The following is a 16,784-nucleotide window of genomic DNA, read 5'->3' on the forward strand; positions in this document are numbered from 1 at the left end:
TAACGTCATGTCAATGAGATAAAAAACCGGCTCCTGACGGAGCCGGTTATCGCTTTGAGTTACGGGGACGGAACCGTCAACGCTCCTGCATCAGGCCAGACTAGGCAGCCAGAGCGCCAGTTGCGGGACGGCACACAGAATAGCCGCCGCCAGACACATCAGCACAAAGAACGGCAGAGAAGCCCGTGCGATACGGCCGATCTTCTCTCCGGTCAAACCTTGCAATACAAACAGGTTAAAGCCCACCGGCGGCGTGATCTGGCCCAGCTCGACCATGATAACCAGAAAGACCCCGAACCAGAGCGGATCAAAACCGGCCTGTTCAATGATTGGCAGCGTAATTGGCAGGCTCATCACCGTAATCGAGATCCCGTCCAGAAACAGGCCCAGAATGATGTAGAACAGCGCCAATGCGCACAGCAGCAAAACCGGTGTCAGATCGATGGAGGCAATCCATTTGGCCAGTTCAGACGGCAGATGCAGATAGCCCATCGCAGTAGAAAGCAGCGCGGCGCTCACCATGATACTGCACACCATGGTCGAGCTTTGCACGGTCGAAATCAGCGCCTCTTTCAGCATCGCGACATTGAGCTGGCGCTCGAAGACCAGCAAAATCAAGGTCGCCAGTACGCCGACCGCAGCAGCCTCCGATGGCGTTGCAATCCCAGTATAGATCGCCCCCAGTACCACGAAGATCAGCAGCAGTACCGGTGCCAGGTAACCTACACTCTGCAGCTTCGTAATATCACTACTCTGATCCTGCGGCACTAGTTCTGGTGACATCCAGGTGCGCAGCATCAGATAACCGGAATAGAGCATGGCAATCAGAATGCCGGGCAGAATACCCGCCATAAACAGCTTACTGATCGAGACTTCGGCCTGAATACCGTACACGATCATTACAATCGAAGGCGGGATCAGTAATCCCAGGCTACCGGCACCGGCCAGAGAGCCGATCGACAGCTGGCGATCGTAGCCACGCTTTTGCAGCTCGGTGGTGGTGATTTTACCAATCGTGGCTGTTGTCGCCGAGCTGGAACCACTGACCGCGGCAAACATGGCACAACCAAACACATTGGTATGCAAAATGCCTCCCGGGATCAAGCGGGTCCAGGGCTCCAGGCCTTTAAACAGACGATCGGAAATATCCGAGCGGAAAATCAGTTCACCCATCAGAATAAACAGCGGGATCGCCGCTAATTCCCAGGAGTTACCGGCACGAAAGAGAATCCGGCTCAGGATACTGCCGACCCGCTGTGGTGACATATCGCCAAACAACACCAAGGATCCAAATGACACGACCGCCAGACCGGCGAATACCCAGATACCGCTGCCGAGCACCACAAACAGCAGCGCCAGCACACCGAGCGCAATAAATAACATGTCCATATCAGGCTCCTTGCGCAGCAGGTTTCGGAGCCTGCTGATAACAGATCAGGGCGGCAATCCGCACGATCAGAGTCAGGCACAACATGCCCATCCCGATCAGCACCATTCCCTGCGGGATCCACAACGGTGTTTCTGCCAGCGACTGACTGGTAGTACCGCGCACAAAACTACGCGCTACGGTTAGCCACCAATAATAGCCGACCCAGAGAAAGAACGCGCTGGCCAGAAGCGAGGCGAACAAATCCAGTATCCAGCGCTTCGATTCAGCAATTCGGTCCAGTACCACATTGACCCGGATCAGACCATCCCGCTCCAGGCTGTAACCCAAAGCAAAGAAAGTCGAAGCCGCAACGGCATAGCCGACAAACTCGTCCAGAACAAAAGTCGACATACCAAAAAAGCGCAAGCCGATCTCAACAATAATATGCACGAACATGTACAGAATCAGCGCAATGGCCATTCCTCCGCACAGTCGGTTCAGCGCATGAGATAAACGGATTAGTGTCTTCATCGGCGTCCCTATTTGCTCTGCGCAAACTTGTCCATGATGGTTTTGCCGCGCTCACCTGTCTCTTCCAGCCAATCTTTCAAGGCCGGTTGAGCCGCCTGCTGCAGTTGCAAAATAAAATCAGCCGGCAGATCTTCAAGAATAGTGACATTGTTGGCACGTAATTCAGCATAATTGTTCTGGACGCGAGTACGGACTGTTTGCCAGTTATGTTGGTCGGTGTTACGCGCCGCCTGCATGATCGCCTCCTGCTGCTCATCGCTCAGAGCATCAAATTCATCACGATTCATGTGCACCATATTGAGTGGAATCGCATACTGAATCGCACTGTAAGAGTTGAGATTTTCCCAGAAGCGGCCACTCGCGCCTGCATCAGCCGAAGTCAGTACCGCTTCGATCCCGCCAGTCGACAATTGCGGTACCACATCGCCCCAAGACAGATTAACCGGTGCTGCACCAGCGGTTTTAAACGTCAGCGTACCATTCTTGTCGTAAGTGCGGATTTTCAGGCCTTTTAAAGTACGTTCACTGTTGACTGCATGCTTGGACCAGATACCACTGGCCGGCCATGGTGAGGCGTACAACAGAATTTCATTATTATCGGCAAACACTTGCTCATAGTATGGCTTGGCAATGTGATACAGCTTTTCTGCGTCATCCTCGCTCTTAACCACAAACGGCAATGAAGACAGCAGGAAAATCGGGTCAATCCCCGCCATACTGCCTGCCAGAGTATCGGCCAGCGGTACCGCGCCATCCGCAACGGCATAAAAGTGATCGACCGACTTAAAGCCCAGCGAGCCGCCAGTATGCAGGGTAATGTTGACTTCACCTTTAGTCAGTTCCTTGACCTGCTCAATGAAGTACATATCGCCCTGAGCGTGAATCGACTGCGTATTGTATTCGTTGGAAAAATCGAGTTTAACCTGAGCATTAGCCACAGATGCCATGGATATTGATAACGCGGACAGCATGGCCACTGAGGCCAGCTTTTTCATGAATGTGGTGTTTTTTTTCAGTAATCTGGTGTTTCTTTTAAGCAACATTGTTGATTTCCTTCTCAAAATGAATCCTCAACTTTCACTCTAAGTAGGAAGTCATAGCCCCGGTATTCCCGGCACGACGCCAGCACAACGGTTCACGACATACTTGCTATATCAATTTAAGCGGTAATTAATTAACTGTTCTGATAATAACCAACCACTTATTTGATTTTGATATAAAGCTACCAATTCATTTCTGAACGCGCCATCATGGCGATACAGCGCTCAATCTAAGCTGCTTGCCGAGACTCAGGCGTCATGAAGACCCATTCCCCAGGCGCTGAATACGGACATCGGCCCAGCCATACCGGCAAGCACAGAATTATCAGTAAGGTGTCCCGAATGGAAAACCCATCTCTTGTTGCGCCCGTAAAGCGCCCGCGTCGTTTAAGAGCTCACACTCATATCCGCCAGATGGTGCAGGAAACTCAGCTTTCGGTCAGTGATTTTATTCAGCCAATTTTTATTGAAGAGAGCATCGAAGCTCCAGTTGCCATTCCTTCACTGCCGGGCGTCAATCGTATTCCGGAATCTGATATCGCACGTGAAGTGAACGAGTTATATCAACTGGGTATTCGTTATGTGATGCCCTTTGGCATCTCGAAACACAAAGATGAATACGGCTCAGATACCTGGCATAACAATGGCCTGCTGACCCGGATGATTCGCACGATTAAGGAAGCCCGTCCGGATATGATTGTGATCCCGGACATCTGTTTTTGTGAATACACCACGCACGGCCATTGCGGCGTCGTGCACGACGGCTATGTCGATAACGATCTGACCGTGACGAACCTGGTCAAACAGTCTGTTGCCGCGGCGAAAGCCGGCGCCGATATGCTGGCACCTTCCGCGATGATGGACGGCCAGGTGAGCGCCATTCGCCAGGGCCTGGACGCTGCCGGTTATCCGAATGTCAGTATCATGGCACACGCGATTAAATTTGCCTCGGCGTTTTACGGCCCGTTCCGCTCCGCGGTAGATTGTGAACTGGAAGGCGATCGCAATACCTATCAGGCCGACCCGCACAATGGTCGTCAGGCTCTGCTCGAGGCAGCGCTGGATGAAGACGAAGGTGCCGATATCCTGATGGTCAAACCAGGTACACCCTATCTGGACGTGCTGAAATCACTGAGCGATAACACTCGTCTGCCGCTGGCAGTGTATCAGGTCAGCGGCGAGTACGCGATGCTGAAAAATGCCGCGCAGGCTGGTTTGATTGAAGAGCAGCGCGCCGTACTGGAGACCATGGTCGGTTTTAAGCGTGCGGGTGCCAGCGTGATTGTGACGTACTACGCTAAAGAACTGGCACAATGGTTACAGCACTGATGCACAGGCTAAGGTAAGTCTCTTTATCCTCAGCACTCTATCGCCCGCACTGGTTAATGGTTAACGGTTAATTATTCATCGTTACGGGCGATAGCCTTTCTCGGTAGCGTCAATACGCTGCACTCCGTTCTTACCGGATTTTTTCACTGCATACATGGCACGATCAGCCAGCTCATACAGTTGCTCAAAGCTGTACTGTCCGGCACTAAACTCGCAAATACCGATACTAAAACCAATTTGCGCCGCACCGTTTTCCAGACGAATCGGCTGACTGACCAGCGTCAGCAGTTGATCGGTACACTGATTAAGCGCAGCCTCATCCTGCGCCGGACACAGCAGCACAAACTCATCGCCGCCGAGACGCGCCACCACAGAATGTTCAGGCGCGCAGCGGGTCAGCCATTGTGACACCACCATCAGCACACTATCCCCCGCTTTATGACCAAGATGATCATTAACGGCCTTAAAATTATCCAGGTCGATAAACACCAGTGACCATGGTCCGGATTGAGCCGGTCCGCACCGCTGTTCAAACTCATCCTGCAGTGCATTGCGGTTCAATAGCCCGGTCAACGGATCCTGACTGGCCAAGCGCGACAGTTCCAGTTCGTAGCGTTTTTCATTGGTGATATCAATGTGAGTGCCCATGATTCGCAGCGGCGAACCATCCTCCGCATACTCGACAATCCGGCCGCGATCGGAAACCCAGCTGTGGCTGCCGTCTTTGTGCAGCATACGGTGCACCACCTGGTAGGTATCCGTGCGTCCGTAGAGATGGTCCTCAAACGCTCCGACCGCCAGGTCATAATCATCCGGATGCAGTTTGCTTTTCCAGGTCTCAATGTTCGCTTCCAGCTCATTGGGCTGAAAGCCGAGCATCTGGCCCCACTCCATATTGAAAATACGCAGCTGACCGGTTGGAACTTGCTGCTCCCACAAACAGAGCCCGGTACCATCCAACGCCGCGTTGAGTTTTTCCTGTAAACGTTCATTCTGCCGGGTAAGCTCTTCGACCCGAAGCTCAAGCTGTTGAATGCGATCTTGACTGTCTGGCATTGCCGTCACTTAGCACCGTGTAACTGATAACCAATGAATAACCTCTAGTCTGCCACAAATTCCGTGTCAACCACATCCCGGATAGAGACAATTCATCGCGCGGGGGAAATATCGCTTGCCATGGCAAGGCTTATACTCAGGTGATGCGAGTTGATGCTCCTAAGCATCGTTATGCAGCGCACGGCAGTCCGCCTGACGTAGACTTCCCACACCGTGACCGATACAGTGATCAGACACTTTTTAATGCCTTTTTCATCACGGAAGAAATCATGAGACACATCAGTTCCCTTATTCTGCTTTGCTCGACCCTGTTTGCGGCCACCACACAAGCTGGTGGTCCGCCGCTGCGTATCGGCGTCGATGCCACCTTTCCTCCGTTTGAGTCCACCAATCCGGACGGCTCTCTGACCGGTTTCGAAATTGATCTTGGTAACGCAATTTGTGCTGAAATCAACAGAACATGCCAATGGGTACCTTCGAATTTTGATGGCCTGATCGTCAGCCTGAAAGCACGTAAAATTGATGCCGTGTTCTCTTCTTTAGGGGTTACCGAGCAGCGTAGCCGCCAGGTGAATTTCACCAACGTCGTGTGGAGTGGCTACTCTTCGATGCTAAGCCGCAGTGAAGAAGGACTGGCCGCCAATCCACAATCGCTACAGGGCAAGGTGGTCGGCGTTCAGATGGGCTCAATGCAGGAAGAGTTTGTACGACAGCGTTTTGAGCAGCATGGTATCCAGGTCAAGACCTACCAGGATCAGGACCAGGTCTATGCCGATCTGCTCAGCGGCCGTATCGATGCCTCTTTTCAGGATATGATCCAGGCTCAGTTTAACTTTATTGATCGTGGCAACAAGGCGAGCTTTACCAACTTGCAGATTGAAGACGAACTGCTGCCGGCCGATACCGCGATTGCAGTGCGTAAAAACGACCGCAAGCTGACTCAGCAGCTCAACGAAGGTCTGGAAAAAATCCATGCCAATGGTACTTATGACCGTATCCAGCGCCAATACTTTGGTGACCTGCAGCTTTATCATCGCTAACCCATTTTACCGATACTCATCAAATGACCGTCGATAACATGAGTGTCGATTTCATAATGAAAAGGCAGCCACGGCTGTCTTTGTTTTATTGACCGCGTGACCTTGTGTCATTGGCTTTACCCTACAGGCTCACTATGAAACATATTCAGACCCCTTTAATCGCTCCGGTTCCCGGCACTCAGCGCTGCATAGACAGCTTTCATTTCGGGCCACAAGATGCCGGCAAGAAAGTCTATATTCAGTCCTCTCTGCACGCTGACGAATTACCCGGCATGCTGGTCAGTTGGAAACTGAAACAGCAATTACTCGAGCTCGAACAGCATGGTTTGCTGTTGGGAGAAGTGGTATTAGTGCCGGTTGCCAACCCGATTGGGCAAAACCAGCACATCATGGATATTCACCTTGGCCGTTATGAGCTGGAAAATGGTGCTAACTTTAATCGCAATTATTACGATACCTACAGTGACGTGCGCGCGGCAATCGCAGACCAGCTCAGTGACGATACCCAGCATAACAAGCAGCTGATTCGCGCCGCGATGAGAACAGCGCTGCTTGCTCAGACCGTCACAACCGAATATCAGTCACATCATCAGGCGCTGCAACTGCTGAGCCATGATGCGGATGTGATGCTCGATCTGCATTGTGATTTTGAAGCAATGCTGCACACCTACAGTACCTATTATTCGTGGCCGGGTATCGAACCGCTGGCGCGGGCTCTGGATTCACAAGTCAATATGCTGGCGAATGAGACCGGTGGCAGCCCGTTTGACTGCAGCGTGGATATGATCTGGCAGCGTCTGCAGGCTGAATTCGGCGAACGGATCCCTCAGGGCTGTCTCGGCGCTACCATTGAGCTGCGCGGCCAGGCTGATGTGAATGACACATACGCCGAAAAAGACGCCAATGCTATCATCCAGTACCTGCACATCCTGGATATCATCAGCGGCGATACCATGATGCCGGAGGGTACGGCGCCAAGCAGCGATTTAGCTGCTGTTGAGACTCTGAAGACACCGATGGGTGGATTATTGGTACTGCATGCACAGCCAGGTGACTGGCTGCAGGCCGGCGACCTGTTTGCCGAAGTGATTGACCCGGTCAGCGATAAAGTCGAACCAATCCGGGTCAGCCAGGCAGGAAGAGTCTACTCTCGCACCAATCGTCGCATGGCAACGGCCGGTATGCTGGTTGGTAATGTGGCCGGAGAGAAAGTGATCCGCAGCGGCTATCTGCTGGCACCTTAACCGGTTAAAGCAAGCTGCTGTAAACAGAACCTTTTGATCATAAAACTTTTATCGAGAGCTCTGAGGCAACAGCTTGCCCAATCCCTTCAATAGTTTTCTGCCGCTGTAAAAATATGCGGGTCATCGAGACTGCCACAGGCGGTCAAGCGCGATAAAACCGCAGGTGATAGGTTGTTATCATCGATCCGCTCCAGGCTGACTCCGCGCAATTTTTGTTTCAGTGGCTGCTCACTGCTTAACTTTTCAAAAACGACCCGCGAAGTGAACGGAATACGTGAGTTGCGCCCCTGAATCCCCATGGTCAATCCAGAGAGCAGATGGACATTGCCGCGGGTTGCGCCATACAGAATCGTCTGGGAAACCGCACGCTGACAATGCACGCTGTAATCCACGATCTGCAGACGTTCGCCCAGCAGAAACAGGACACCAACAAATTTACCGATATCACAATGCTCCTGCATCGCCTGGCCGGATTCGACCCGTTCGTAGAAATGCGAATAGCCAATGCCATTTTTCATTGTCAGGCGGGCAAAACTTTTGCTGATATGTCCGGGATAAGACGGGGTCATATAGTAGTAATAATAATCGCCGAGATAACGCTCCAGCCCCTGAGCGGAATGTTCTATCATGCCTTGTAATTGCCGGCTATAGCGCTGGCTCTGCGGCGAATCATCCACCAGGCGCAGAGGTTGGTGAGTGATCGGCTGGGTTGATAACAGCTTTTTGAATAACTCCGGCTCAAGATAAATTTCATCACTGTCGACACCAAAGTAATCGCAGATTTTACGCAAACTCTGCATCGAAGGCTGACTGTAGCCGTTGAGGTATTTGGAAAACTGCTGCCGGTTGATGCCGATTTTACGACTGCACTCAGTGACATTACCTACATAACTGCATAGAAGACGAAGATTGACTGCTATATTTTGCAATTCCATACCAACAAACCAAATATTTATTCAAAATCCTGCACTTTTTAACACATCCGTCTGCGAAGCGACAGGCTTATGTGAAGCCAGATCGGGCTTTGTAAAAAAACCTTCGCCGGAGGCTTCTCGTTACCGGGATTAAATAATAAGCTAGTGGTTTAACACCATAATAAGGAAAATTGTCGTGAAACGATTGGCTACCATACTGTTGGCAGGAACAGCATTATTCGCATCGGGAACATTTGCTGCCAGCAGTGATCATATCTACGTACAGGCATCCAAAGGCAGCTTTAACGATGCAGCGATCAGCAAACTGTTTAAGCAACAACCCAGTTTAAAAGCGGATGTCGACTTTTCCGGTACACCGCTCAACACTTTTATGCAGGCTGATCTGCACAATTCTCTTGCTTTCAGCGCAGTTGAAAACTCAACCATCGATGGACACCTGGTTCAGGCGACGGTCGAAGCGTTACAGCAATACAAACTGGTGGACGTCAAAGCCTTCATTACCACACCGATTGAAATGTGCGTATTAATGAACCGTGCTGATGTGGCGTCCAAACACCCGATTACGCTAATAGCCTCCCATCCGGCGGCGCTCAAACAGATCAAGAGCTGGAAACAGAGTCTGGGGGGTGAAAGAACTGTCCGTGCCGGAAGGCACTGCAGTCGCCGCGCAGCGCGTTTCGAACGGTGATATGCCGGATGGTACAGCCGCTATCGGGGCCTGTGTACTGGAAAAAGTGTACGCCAACCTAGTCGTGGTTGAGCAAGGCGTGCAGGACAACAAAAATAATACCACGTCATTTCTGTTAATGGATGTCGAAAAACGTGTTTCGCCAATCAGTCAGCAGCAGGCGCGTCAGGAACTGCAAGCCGCGATTGATCTGGGCCAGAAGCTTTAGTCTACCAAGAGCTTTAGTCGACTAAGAGCTATAGCCTGCCAAGAGCTATAATCCGCCGCATCAACCACAATCCTTTGAATGCTCTATGCCCGGACTGCCATGCATAGAGCATTCTCACTGAGCACCTGGCCAATAGATTGTTGCTCCCAGGCTTGGTAACGTTATTCTTTGTTCTGAATTGTGACTTGTCTATGAATTGTGACTTGTCTATAAATGGTTTTTGACTTGTACCTTGAGTCGCCACTTTTACCACCACAGCCCCATGACTGCCCATGCCCAAATCCCGCACCAAACTGCAAGATAATCCCCTGCCAGATAAGGCAAACGAAGTGCTGACGATTGCCCTGCCATCGTTGATTCATCGCATTGGCCGGTTACATACCCAGGTACTTAAACAACTGGCGCTGGCGCAGCAGTGTGAGCTCAAACGAGTCCGCCGTTCACGTCACTGGCAACTGAGCGGTCAGGGAGAACAGCTAGCGGCACTGCTACGCGAGCTCCATGCCAGCCCGGACGCTGAAGCGATTCGGTTTGTCACCCAGAAATTAACTGTCGGTATCGAAGCTTACCAGCGGCAGACGAGGCCAAACCGGCTGGTTGAATTAATCCGGACATCTCCGGGTATTACCCTGGCGGAGCTGGTTCAGCAGACAGGCTGTACTCTGGCTGAGGCGCGTGCGGCACGGGAAGCGCACGAATGGCAACAATAACGCGCAGTTGAAAGCAGACAAAAGTAAAAAAGCGGATACCTTCACCGGTACCCGCCTTCTGTCAGAACTGATTAAATAGCATGGCGATGCTCAAACAACATAGCGTGTTCATTAAACCTTGGCAGGCCTGGTCAAACCTCAACTCTGTTGTTCAAACAGGCGCTCTTCACCGTTTAACAGCGCTTTCAGTACCTGCAGCACACCTTTATCACGGTTACTTGGGGCACGGAAACGGGCCAGAGCTTTGATCTCTTGATGGGCATTCTCAACCGCAAAAGAGTAATAACTGGCCTCCAGCATTTCGACGTCGTTAAAGTAGTCGCCAAAGCTCATGGTTTGCTGTTCGCTAAAGCCGAGTGACTGCTGCAGTTGAGTAATAGCGGTGCCTTTTGAAGCCGAAGCATCCATCACATCCAACCAGATTTTCGCACTCACCACCACTTTATGGCTGGCGCCAAACGCCTGATTGATTACCGGGTATACGTGCTGCTCGGTGCCGCCAAAATGACAGATAGCCACTTTGATGAAATCATCATCGACCGCCAGTAAATCCGTCACCGACTCACAACGGTGATAATATTTTTCAATTTCCTGCAAAGCCTCACGCTCTGTCGTCTCAATGTAGGCCGAACGCTTACCGCATAACACAACATGTGCATCCTCAATCTGACGCGCCTGTTGAATGATCTGCTCAATATCGGCTTTCTTTATGGTACTGCTGTGTAACTCTTCACCCTTGTACATCACCAGGGTGCCATTTTCAGCAATAAACATGATCTGATCCTGAATATCAGCAAAAGTGTCGAGCAGGCTGTAATACTGACGTCCGGAAGCAGCCGCGAACAAAATTCCGCGCTCAGCCAGTTGCTGGTGCAGGGCAAAAAACTCCGCATCAAGCTGGCCGTTTTCATCCAGCAGAGTGCCATCCATATCGGTGGCAATAAATTTGATATTCGGTTGTGACATGTTGTGGGGCTCTTGTTTCTGTTATCAATCAATCATCAACCGCACCGCCATACAGTGCGGAGACTATCTCCGTACTGTACAACGTCTGGCGTGAAACTGTAAGAGAACAAGCAATGAAATCATCGCGCGTCGCGGACATTCACACGCCATCCGGGGCTGCGATGCTCAAGCCAACAAGAATTTGTAACCTAATGAGAGCATCAACAGGCTGAGCGACAACGAAATGGTGCGCTGGATTAACTTCGGGCCATACTTGAGCGCGGAAGAACTGCCTGCATGGTTCCCAAGCAGATTCATCACCACCAGCGGCAACGCCAGCGCATACAGCACATGACCGGCCAGCATAAAAGCAATCAATGCCCCAAGATTAGACGCAAAATTAAATAATTTGGACGTCGCCGACGCTGCCACAAGATCAAATTTAAGCAAATAGTGCAGCGCGATGATCAAAAAACTGCCGGTACCGGGGCCAAAAAAGCCGTCATAAAAGCCAATCACCAACACAGTTAACGGCACACCAACCAAAAGGACCGCTCTATTAACGGGTGCACTGACCTCATTGGCCCGCTCTTTTTTTGGTACAAAAGACAATGCAATCCCGACAGGTAACAGCGCCAGAATAATGTTGCCGACCGTGTCCGGTTCAAAATAGAGTATGGCCTGAGCGCCGGCGTACGCCCCCAGCAATCCGGCCGGGATCCCCGCCGCCACCGCCATCCAGACCACTCTTTTATTGCGCACAAAATTTCTGATCGCGGCCAGCGTACCAATAGTACTGACTATCTTTTCCTGTCCGAGCGCTACCTGCGCGGGCAGACCGGCTAAAATAAAGGCCGGCACCAGTACCAGTCCGCCGCCGCCGGCCACACTATCGATGAATCCAGCCGCAAACGCTGCCGCCATCAGAGCCACTAACATCCAAAACGTAATATCACTACCCAGCCAATCCATCATGCTCTTATCCTTAATATTATTTTTTACAGACAGGCTTTGATCAATACCGAGGTATCCATCCGGCCTAATCCCTGTTGCTGTAAGATCTGATACTGACGATCCACTTCGGCGGTGAGCGGCAGTGTTAACTGATGACGCTCCGCCTCTGCCAGACAAATCGCCAGGTCTTTGCGCATCCAGTCGATAGCAAAACCAAAGTCGAAGCGCTGCTGACTCATGGTTAAAGCGCGATTTTCCAGTTGCCACGAGCCGGCGGCCCCCTGTTTGAGAACCTCGACGACCTGGCCGATATCCAGCCCTGCAGCATCGGCCACCAGCAGCGCCTCACTCAGCCCTTTCAGTACACCGGCGATGCAAATCTGATTGACCATTTTGCAGCGCTGGCCCTGCCCATGCTCCCCCAGCAAAGTGGCTTGGCGGGCATAACAATCAAACACCGGCTTCATCGCTGTAAACACGGCTTCCTCACCGCCGCACATCACCGTCAAAGCGCCCTGCTCTGCACCGACCTGACCACCGGACACCGGCGCATCAATAAAATGTACCCCCTGCTTGCTGCAGGCCCGGGCGAGTTCCTGCGCCAGTTCGGCCGACGTGGTGGTGTGATCAATCAAAGTCGAGCCAGGCCGCATTGCGCCTAACACTCCTGATGGTCCGTACACCACACTGCGCACATCGTCATCATTGCCGACGCACACCAGCACCACATCCGCGCCCTGGGCTGCCAGAGAAGGCGTTACGGCATGCCGCCCCGGGTAACACTCCAGCCAGTTGATCGCCTTGTGCTCATTACGGTTATAAACACAGGTCTCGAACCCACGCAAAGCCAGATGCCCTGCCATCGGCGCTCCCATGACGCCCAATCCGATAAATGCTGCTCTTTTCATCTCCGCTCCTTGTGATATCCCACTTTGCCCTATAACCAGGCACTCAACCTATGTCAATTGCAAATTAAACTAAGTAGCCAGGACACTGTACCTTCCAACGCTCAATCCCGACCTAAACTGGCCAGCTGATTGTCAAATCTAATATGAATTCAGATATTTATCGTAAAATACCAACGATAACGACAATCCAAACCACTGATACACTGACTTTTGAACTAACTTAAACCTCACATTAACATATGTCAATTTAAAAAATTAAATTAGTTGGAAAATACCAAGTCACATTAAGTTAAGTCATGGTTTATAATGAGGCGAATATTGAGTGAGGAGAGCCAGGTGAGTGATACAAAATTCCATAACATAGCCCAGATCATTGAACAGCGGATCGAGCAAGGTATTTATGCACTCAATACTAAGCTGCCTACTCATCGCGCCTTGTCAGAAGAACTGAACACCACACCGGCTACGGTCGCGAAAGCCTATAAATTACTGGCTGATAAAGGACGCCTTGAATCATTCGTCGGCCGGGGCACCTATGTCAGCCGCCAGTCGGAATTGAATCAGGTCATTCAGGCTCCGGACGATGAGCATGAATACAACTTCTCTATTCTGCAGCCCTGCTTATATAAGAATGTTCAGCCTCTGCAACACGCCTATCAGCACGCCGCGGCTCAATTGACCGCCGATCTGATTGGCTATACCGAACATTCCGGTCATGCTGCACATCGTCAGGCCGGTGTGGAATGGGCCAGACATTATGGCCTTGAGGGCGGTCACCAGGAAAATACGGTATTGACCAACGGCGCGCAGCACGCGTTGTTCCTGCTGATCAACACCCTGACGAAACCAGGTGACACCATTGCAGTTGAAGAACTCACCTACCCGGGAATCATGACTGCCGCCAACCTGTCCGGTCGGCACGTGGTCAGCCTGCCGATGGATCACGAAGGTGTGATCCCGCAGCAACTGGACAGAATCATTGCCGAGCACAAGGTCAGCCTGGCTATCGTTGTCCCCTCACACCAAAACCCGACCGGTGTGACCATGCCGGAGCAGCGCCGGCGTGAGATTGCCCGGGTGATTGAACAGAGGAACATCTGGCTGGTGGAGGACGACATCTATGCCTTTCTCAATCCGCACCCAATCCCGGCGATCAGCAATTTTATTCCCGAGCGTGCTGTCCATATCAGTTCGCTCTCCAAAGCGATCAGCCCCGCGATGCGCTGTGGTTTTATCAAGGCGCCCGCCAGCCTGATCCACACACTCAACGCACACATTCGCACCTACACCTGGCTCTCTTCACCGATCAATTACGTGGCAGCAGCGCATTTAATTAACCACGGCGAAGCCTTCCGTCTTGCAGAGCAGCAACGTGACACCGCGCTTGAGCGTCAGGCGATGCTGCGCGATATTTTTCCTCAGGTAGGAGAGCGCTTTAACGGCTACCATGTCTGGCTGCCGCTGCCAGCGCACTGGCGTGCCGACCGTCTGGTAATGGCGGCCAAAGACCGGCAGGTTATCGTCAGCAGCGGCAGTTACTTTGATGTGTCCGGCGACGACAGCAGCCATATCCGCCTCTCTTTGATGTCTGTCAGCCGTGAAGATAAGCTGCAAGAAGGGCTGTTGATCCTCAAGCAACTGATTGACTCCGACGTCAGCAGCCTGTTCCCTTTTTAGCATGAATCAAACGCCTTGCGTATTCACCAAACACCGGTTTGCACAAGCGCGCTCTGTCACTTCAGCGCGGCGCGCGGTATCAATCGAGCATAAAAAAGCCGCCCGGGTTTTCCCCGGACGGCTTGTTCAACCTGTTAATTTGCTTCAGTCCGCGATTTGGACTCCCCCGCCACTAGGCGATGCGGGCCAGACAACTACGCCGCTTTGGCTGCTTTAGCTTGGGCTGTCGCAGCCTGCTCATCAATCAGCGCATGATGCAGGGCGCAAATCGCGCTGTTGTAGTCGCTGTCTTCGACCACAAACTGCACATTAACGTTACGCATTGACGAGTGCGCCGCCATCGGGCTGACCTCCACTTCCGCCAGTGCGTGCATACCGCGCGCCAGCGCCTGGTTGGTATTGATATGTGCGCCGATGGCTGAGATTAACGCGACCATTTTCCCGGAGATCGACGCATTAGGATAGCGTTTCTCTGCCTTATACAACACTTTGTTCAGATTATCGCTGGTGCCGCTAAGGAAATAAGTCATCGAGTTAGCGTTCATCTCTTTTCCGACCAGATGCACTTTAGCATCAGCAATGATCTCCATCAGTTCATAACTGACGTTATCAATGTGTCCCACCATGTTCTGATCAAACACGTGCAGCGCAAACACCTTGTTACGGCCGGCAATAATCTCAACTTTATTGTCCTGTGGCTGATGATGACCGGAGATCAGGGTTCCGGGATGCTCCGGCTCAAAGGTATTTTTAACCCGTAGTTCAATCTCCTGATGACGCAGACCAGCTGCCGCATTGGGATGGATAGCTTCCATGCCCAGATTCGCCAGCTGGTCAGCGACATCAAAGTTGGTCAGCCCCATCGGGCGGACTTTGTCCGGCCCCACCACACGCGGGTCAGCAGAGCTTAAGTGATATTCTTTGTGAATTATCGCCTGATCGGCATTGGTCAGCGCGGCGATCCGGCTGAAGGTCATTTCACTGTAACCGCGATCATAGGTCTTCATCAGGCCTTCATCGCAGTAGGCGTAGCCGGTCACGATCGGCAGTTCTGTCGTCACATCCACATCATTAAATGCCTGAATAATCACTTCATCCAGGCTACCGCGTGATTCTTCATTCCAGCCGGACAGGTCGACAAAACGCGCATTCACACCCAGCGTTTTGAGTTTTAAACTGGTGTTATACGCACTATGCGCTTCGCCAATCGAAGACAGAAACTCACGGACCTGCGGCAGGTAGTGGCGCAGCGAAAATTGACCATACTGACAGGTGTCCAGAATGTTATTGATGCAGTTGACCGCTTCAGAGATTCGGGAGCGGATAAACTTGTCGGCACGAATCCGGGTGATAGGATCGGCGAACAGGTTTTCATTGATCATCAGCATGCGCTTTTCGAGATCATACATCGCATCCGGCCAGTTTTCGTCGCGTTTGGCGACCATCTGGTAGATGCCGGGTTTACCGCTGCGCTTACACTCCAGCAGCGCATCAGTCATTCCCGAATAAGCCGATACCACAAACACACGGTTATACGGGTCACTCGGTTTAAGCAGAATATTATCAAGTACAGCATCAAACGCTGTCATCGAAGTGCCACCGATCTTTTCTACGGTGTAAGACATGGGGTCTCCTGGTTGTTTGTTTTTTTAGATAAGACATTAGTAAAGACAAAGTGAAAATAAGCGGACTTTACTGCGAAAGTCAGTGGCCGGTTATTCTCACCGGCCACTGGCATACATCACTCAGTGCTTAGTCAGCAACCGGATAAACACCGTCTTTGTCGTGCACTTCGGCTCCGGTCAGCGGCGGGTTAAATACACAGGCCATCACCATATCAGCGCCTTTATCGGCGCGCAGGTAATGCTCGTCGTGCTTGTCCAGCACGTAGAGCGTGCCGGGTTTGATCGGATAGGTTTCCCCGCCGACCACTTCAATCTCACCTTCGCCGGACATGCAGTACACAGATTCGAGGTGATTCTTGTAATGAATGTGTGTTTCGGTACCTTGATAGATGGTCGTGATGTGAAAAGAGAAGCCCATCTGATCGTCTTTCAATAGCATGCGCACGCTTTCCCACGTGCCCGTTTCTGCAACGATACGGCGTTCACTTTGGCGACATTCTTCCAGGGTTCTTACAATCATGACTC

The 16,784-nt window shown here is 51.7% G+C and carries 17 protein-coding genes; 7 read left to right on the top strand and 10 right to left on the bottom strand.

The window, feature by feature from the left end:
- Positions 1-90: 90 nt before the first annotated feature.
- From KNV97_RS03210 to KNV97_RS03220, 3 genes are read right to left on the bottom strand one after another with little or no spacing between them, the layout of a single operon-like run.
- A complete protein-coding gene (locus KNV97_RS03210) occupies positions 91-1,389 on the bottom strand; it encodes a TRAP transporter large permease (protein ID WP_136483865.1) in 1,299 nt (432 codons plus the stop codon).
- Position 1,390: 1 nt separating this feature from the next.
- Positions 1,391-1,900 (bottom strand): TRAP transporter small permease subunit, encoded by a 510-nt coding sequence (locus KNV97_RS03215; RefSeq protein ID WP_136483864.1) that lies wholly within the window; start codon positions 1,898-1,900, stop codon positions 1,391-1,393.
- An 8-nt stretch (positions 1,901-1,908) separates the two neighbouring features.
- On the bottom strand, positions 1,909-2,943 hold the full coding sequence (locus KNV97_RS03220; protein WP_218561503.1) for a TRAP transporter substrate-binding protein: 1,035 nt from the start codon (positions 2,941-2,943) through the stop codon (positions 1,909-1,911).
- Between the two features lie 339 nt (positions 2,944-3,282).
- Here KNV97_RS03220 and hemB point away from each other — a divergent pair, with 339 nt between their 5' ends.
- Positions 3,283-4,269 carry a porphobilinogen synthase gene (gene hemB, locus KNV97_RS03225; protein ID WP_218561504.1) on the top strand — a complete coding sequence of 329 codons (987 nt, stop codon included), beginning with the start codon at positions 3,283-3,285 and terminating at the stop codon, positions 4,267-4,269.
- An 81-nt stretch (positions 4,270-4,350) separates the two neighbouring features.
- Here hemB and KNV97_RS03230 read toward each other — a convergent pair whose 3' ends face one another.
- Positions 4,351-5,325 carry a GGDEF domain-containing protein gene (locus KNV97_RS03230; RefSeq protein ID WP_218561505.1) on the bottom strand — a complete coding sequence of 325 codons (975 nt, stop codon included), beginning with the start codon at positions 5,323-5,325 and terminating at the stop codon, positions 4,351-4,353.
- Between the two features lie 269 nt (positions 5,326-5,594).
- Between KNV97_RS03230 and KNV97_RS03235 the strand changes: the two genes are divergently transcribed.
- Together KNV97_RS03235 and KNV97_RS03240 are read left to right on the top strand one after the other, a co-directional pair.
- Positions 5,595-6,365 (top strand): transporter substrate-binding domain-containing protein, encoded by a 771-nt coding sequence (locus tag KNV97_RS03235; RefSeq protein WP_168796971.1) that lies wholly within the window; start codon positions 5,595-5,597, stop codon positions 6,363-6,365.
- Between the two features lie 134 nt (positions 6,366-6,499).
- Positions 6,500-7,609: a succinylglutamate desuccinylase/aspartoacylase family protein gene (locus KNV97_RS03240; RefSeq protein WP_218561506.1), complete on the top strand. Its 1,110-nt coding sequence runs from the start codon at positions 6,500-6,502 to the stop codon at positions 7,607-7,609.
- An 86-nt stretch (positions 7,610-7,695) separates the two neighbouring features.
- Here KNV97_RS03240 and KNV97_RS03245 read toward each other — a convergent pair whose 3' ends face one another.
- Positions 7,696-8,544: a helix-turn-helix domain-containing protein gene (locus KNV97_RS03245; RefSeq protein ID WP_136483858.1), complete on the bottom strand. Its 849-nt coding sequence runs from the start codon at positions 8,542-8,544 to the stop codon at positions 7,696-7,698.
- A 175-nt stretch (positions 8,545-8,719) separates the two neighbouring features.
- Here KNV97_RS03245 and KNV97_RS03250 point away from each other — a divergent pair, with 175 nt between their 5' ends.
- From KNV97_RS03250 to KNV97_RS03255, 3 genes are all read left to right on the top strand, one after another.
- Positions 8,720-9,232, top strand: coding sequence for a prephenate dehydratase domain-containing protein (locus KNV97_RS03250; protein ID WP_256611335.1), 513 nt, complete (start codon positions 8,720-8,722; stop codon positions 9,230-9,232).
- Positions 9,186-9,440, top strand: coding sequence for a prephenate dehydratase domain-containing protein (locus KNV97_RS21890; RefSeq protein WP_256611337.1), 255 nt, complete (start codon positions 9,186-9,188; stop codon positions 9,438-9,440). The genes KNV97_RS03250 and KNV97_RS21890 overlap by 47 nt, the downstream gene beginning before the upstream one ends.
- Positions 9,441-9,712: 272 nt before the next feature.
- The gene (locus KNV97_RS03255) at positions 9,713-10,150 is read left to right on the top strand and encodes a ribosome recycling factor family protein (RefSeq protein ID WP_218561507.1); all 438 of its coding nucleotides are present in this window, start codon (positions 9,713-9,715) and stop codon (positions 10,148-10,150) included.
- 138 nt (positions 10,151-10,288) lie between these two features.
- Here KNV97_RS03255 and KNV97_RS03260 read toward each other — a convergent pair whose 3' ends face one another.
- The 3 genes from KNV97_RS03260 to KNV97_RS03270 all read right to left on the bottom strand — a co-directional run bounded on the left by KNV97_RS03260 (position 10,289) and on the right by KNV97_RS03270 (position 12,957).
- Entirely contained in the window at positions 10,289-11,116 is an 828-nt protein-coding gene (locus KNV97_RS03260; RefSeq protein ID WP_218561508.1) for a Cof-type HAD-IIB family hydrolase, read from the bottom strand.
- A gap of 165 nt (positions 11,117-11,281) precedes the next feature.
- Complete coding sequence (locus KNV97_RS03265) at positions 11,282-12,067, bottom strand: TSUP family transporter (RefSeq protein WP_218562121.1); 786 nt, start codon at positions 12,065-12,067, stop codon at positions 11,282-11,284.
- Positions 12,068-12,093: 26 nt separating this feature from the next.
- Positions 12,094-12,957 carry an NAD(P)-dependent oxidoreductase gene (locus tag KNV97_RS03270; protein ID WP_136483854.1) on the bottom strand — a complete coding sequence of 288 codons (864 nt, stop codon included), beginning with the start codon at positions 12,955-12,957 and terminating at the stop codon, positions 12,094-12,096.
- A gap of 336 nt (positions 12,958-13,293) precedes the next feature.
- Between KNV97_RS03270 and KNV97_RS03275 the strand changes: the two genes are divergently transcribed.
- Positions 13,294-14,634, top strand: coding sequence for an aminotransferase-like domain-containing protein (locus KNV97_RS03275; protein WP_218561509.1), 1,341 nt, complete (start codon positions 13,294-13,296; stop codon positions 14,632-14,634).
- A gap of 194 nt (positions 14,635-14,828) precedes the next feature.
- Here the strand turns inward: KNV97_RS03275 and KNV97_RS03280 are convergent, their stop codons facing one another.
- Entirely contained in the window at positions 14,829-16,259 is a 1,431-nt protein-coding gene (locus KNV97_RS03280) for an aspartate kinase (RefSeq protein WP_136483852.1), read from the bottom strand.
- Between the two features lie 127 nt (positions 16,260-16,386).
- Positions 16,387-16,779: an ectoine synthase gene (locus tag KNV97_RS03285; protein WP_136483851.1), complete on the bottom strand. Its 393-nt coding sequence runs from the start codon at positions 16,777-16,779 to the stop codon at positions 16,387-16,389.
- Between the last annotated feature and the right edge of the window lie 5 nt (positions 16,780-16,784).

The organism is Vibrio ostreae, from assembly GCF_019226825.1.
Classification (GTDB): Bacteria; Pseudomonadota; Gammaproteobacteria; order Enterobacterales; family Vibrionaceae; genus Vibrio; species Vibrio ostreae.

Excerpts from the sequence above, each read along its gene's own strand:
- KNV97_RS03270 (WP_136483854.1), bottom strand. The coding sequence starts at position 12,957 with ATGAAAAGAGCAGCATTTATCGGATTGGGCGTCATGGGAGCGCCGATG.
- KNV97_RS03220 (WP_218561503.1), bottom strand. The coding sequence starts at position 2,943 with ATGTTGCTTAAAAGAAACACCAGATTACTGAAAAAAAACACCACATTC.
- hemB (WP_218561504.1), top strand. The coding sequence starts at position 3,283 with ATGGAAAACCCATCTCTTGTTGCGCCCGTAAAGCGCCCGCGTCGTTTA.
- KNV97_RS03285 (WP_136483851.1), bottom strand. The coding sequence starts at position 16,779 with ATGATTGTAAGAACCCTGGAAGAATGTCGCCAAAGTGAACGCCGTATC.
- KNV97_RS03260 (WP_218561508.1), bottom strand. The coding sequence starts at position 11,116 with ATGTCACAACCGAATATCAAATTTATTGCCACCGATATGGATGGCACT.
- KNV97_RS03210 (WP_136483865.1), bottom strand. The coding sequence starts at position 1,389 with ATGGACATGTTATTTATTGCGCTCGGTGTGCTGGCGCTGCTGTTTGTG.
- KNV97_RS03230 (WP_218561505.1), bottom strand. The coding sequence starts at position 5,325 with ATGCCAGACAGTCAAGATCGCATTCAACAGCTTGAGCTTCGGGTCGAA.
- KNV97_RS03215 (WP_136483864.1), bottom strand. The coding sequence starts at position 1,900 with ATGAAGACACTAATCCGTTTATCTCATGCGCTGAACCGACTGTGCGGA.
- KNV97_RS03265 (WP_218562121.1), bottom strand. The coding sequence starts at position 12,067 with ATGGATTGGCTGGGTAGTGATATTACGTTTTGGATGTTAGTGGCTCTG.
- KNV97_RS03245 (WP_136483858.1), bottom strand. The coding sequence starts at position 8,544 with ATGGAATTGCAAAATATAGCAGTCAATCTTCGTCTTCTATGCAGTTAT.
- KNV97_RS03255 (WP_218561507.1), top strand. The coding sequence starts at position 9,713 with ATGCCCAAATCCCGCACCAAACTGCAAGATAATCCCCTGCCAGATAAG.
- KNV97_RS03235 (WP_168796971.1), top strand. The coding sequence starts at position 5,595 with ATGAGACACATCAGTTCCCTTATTCTGCTTTGCTCGACCCTGTTTGCG.
- KNV97_RS03240 (WP_218561506.1), top strand. The coding sequence starts at position 6,500 with ATGAAACATATTCAGACCCCTTTAATCGCTCCGGTTCCCGGCACTCAG.
- KNV97_RS03280 (WP_136483852.1), bottom strand. The coding sequence starts at position 16,259 with ATGTCTTACACCGTAGAAAAGATCGGTGGCACTTCGATGACAGCGTTT.